The sequence below is a fragment of the Bacteroidota bacterium genome, assembly GCA_039714315.1.
GTDB lineage: Bacteria > Bacteroidota > Bacteroidia > Flavobacteriales > JADGDT01 > JADGDT01.
The window spans coordinates 1-2,730 of record JBDLJM010000242.1; the positions used below are offsets into that span (position 1 = coordinate 1).

Genomic DNA, 2,730 nt, shown 5'->3' on the forward strand with positions numbered 1-2,730 from the left:
ATTAAAATGGCTCATCTTAGAAGTCAGTTTACCGACGAAGACTAAAATATTTTTAATATTTTCAAAGCCGCCTGTTCGTATGAATAGGCGGTTTTTTTTGATTTAAAAAGAAACATGATAAAAATTAGTTAAAATTTATTTCAATATCCCTTCAAAATAAAAATCAATAAAATAAATTTGTGCAAATTCCTCCGATAGTTGAATTCAGTTTGGCTATCGGGGAAATAAATCTCCGAGTTATATTTTCTAAAGATTATTTCCATGAAAATATAACCGATGGGTGTGAAGAGAAATTTTTACGCCTCCCGATTCCTGAAAGGATTTCAGGATGAATTGGAAAGGGGAGTGGTGAAAATAAGGATTTGCACTGGCGAATCTTTCGGTGTTTGTTGATGAGTTAGGTTTTTCTTTTATTGGAGCCACTCCTTAATAGTTAATTTAATTATTAAGGTATTATGCGTTTTTTTACTACATTTTTTATGTCCCTGATTTTGGGGACAAATCTTTTGGCACAAAGTTCTATAGAGGGAACTGTCAGGACTTCTGACGGAAATGTGCTGTCGCAGGCAAGTATTTTATTGAACAGGCAAATAGGAGCAATCAGTGATGATCGGGGCTATTTTAGGGTCGACAACCTCGAAGACGGCGACTATCAGCTTGTTGTGTATTATTTAGGATATAAAGTTGCTGCTAAAGAGTTGGATTTAGGATCTAATTCTGTTTTGAAAGTTGATTTTGTATTGGAACCTTCGGTTTTTCAGTCGCAGGAGGTAGTTGTAAGTGCTACCAGAACTTATCAGGTGAGTGCTGCAGTACCCGCAAGTATAAGCACACTTTCTTCAAAGGATATTGCGATGTTGCCTTCGCAAACTATCGATGAGAAATTTATGTATATGCCGGGGGTTAATATCGACCGTCCTTTTGGTATTTTCGGGAAGTCGGTTGTTGGCATACGTGGAGTTGTTAGCTCCGAGCCCGGTCGTCAGCTTTCGCTTATTGACGGTGTAGCTATTAATAAATCAGATGGAGGAGGAGTAAACTGGAACAGGATAATTCAGTCTGACGTAGAAAGAGTGGAGATAGTTAAGGGACCCGGCGGATCGGTTTATGGAAATAATGCAATGGGTGGAACCGTTAATTTAATCACTAAAAGACCTTTTAGAGAGGGCTTTTCGGGCCTTGCCAGAGCGTATTACGGTACATACAATACTATGGGAGCAGAGACCAATGTGATGAACTATTTCGGAGAAGCAAAAAAAGGATTTTATTTCTCGGCATCTGCCAAAAAGAGTAAAAGTGACGGTTATGTAACCGTTCCGGAAGATATGCGAGAGGCAAGCGACACATCGGTTTTTATGAATGATGCAGGTGTTAATTTGCGCTTAGGTAAGGATTTTGGATTAAATTCTAATTTAGAGTTTGAGTACAATTATTTTTACGATAAAAGGGGGCAGGGAACGAAAATACGTCTGGAAGATGGTTCAGTAGTAAAGTATAAGACAGATTTTTTTAAAGCAAAATACACTAATAAAACAGGGTTGCTCAACTATAAAATTAATGTCTTTTACCAGAATGAAAATTATGAGAAGGATGTAGAGAAACTGAAAAAAGATAATTATTCCTGGTATAAAGTTAACTCTGCCAGAGAAGACTACGGAGTGTTGCTGAATGCTACTATTAACCTAAAGAGTCAGTTAATTTCTTTTGGAAGCGATGTGAGGTTAGGTAAAGTAGATGCGGTTGATGCATATCAAACATCAAGCGACCGGATAATAAATAAAGGAAGTATAGATAATTATACTCTGTATTTTCAGGATCAGATATTTATGTTCAGCAACAGACTAAATGCAATAATTGGAGGTAATATTTTGTTTTCGAAATTCCATTCTGCATTATTCGATGTTGTTGACGGTACGGGAGTAACATCTGTGCAGCAGGAAAATGCAGAAGGATTAGACGAAAAGCAGTGGACAGGTTTTAGTCCGAAGATTGCATTGCAATACAATGTAAATTCCGGGCTAAATATTTACGGGTCTTATTCATCGGGATTCAGAACGGCTAATCTTGATGATTTTACACGAACTGGATTTATTAATATTGGATACAAAGAGGCCAATGCAGAGCTGACACCGGAGAGACTGAATTCGATTGAGTTTGGTGTGAAATTTGAATCTTCTAGATGGCGATTAGAACTTACCCCGTATTATTCGAAAGGAAGTGATTTTATGCACTATGTTGCTACCGGTGATTCTCTTTTTGGAGGCAGAAAATTAGTGTATAAAAAACAGAATATTTCAGAGGTTGAAATTTATGGAAACGAATTATCACTACAGTACAGACCAGTGGGCGATCTTAATATTTTTGCTAATTATACATACAGCAATTCAAAAGTTTTGAAATTTGAAGACAGATCAGAAATAGTAGGAAACAAATTGAGCTATTCGCCAAACCATATAGCCAATATAGGTGTAGCATATCGGTATAAAGGCTTGTCGTTTTCGGCGATAGGTAGATATAAAAGTTTGTATTTTACAGATGAGTTAAATGAAAGCGAAATACCTGAAGTAATTACTGCCGATTTGAGTGCTCAGTATGAATTTATAAAGAATCTTGGAGTTTCTGTGAATGTTCAGAATGTACTAGATAAGAGTTTTATGGTAAGCAGTGATCAGATTTCTCTTGGGAGGTTTATTACGGCAGAACTGAATTATAAGTTTTAATGTTGAGTAG

The 2,730-nt window shown here is 36.6% G+C and carries 1 protein-coding gene and 1 riboswitch; the gene reads left to right on the forward strand.

Going from position 1 to position 2,730, the window contains the following annotated elements:
* The first annotated feature begins 218 nt into the window (after nt 1-218).
* A riboswitch (molybdenum cofactor riboswitch) is annotated at nt 219-359 on the forward strand.
* Nucleotides 360-455: 96 nt separating this feature from the next.
* Nucleotides 456-2,720 carry a TonB-dependent receptor gene (locus ABFR62_13945; protein MEN8139520.1) on the forward strand — a complete coding sequence of 755 codons (2,265 nt, stop codon included), beginning with the start codon at nt 456-458 and terminating at the stop codon, nt 2,718-2,720.
* Nucleotides 2,721-2,730: the final 10 nt, after the last annotated feature.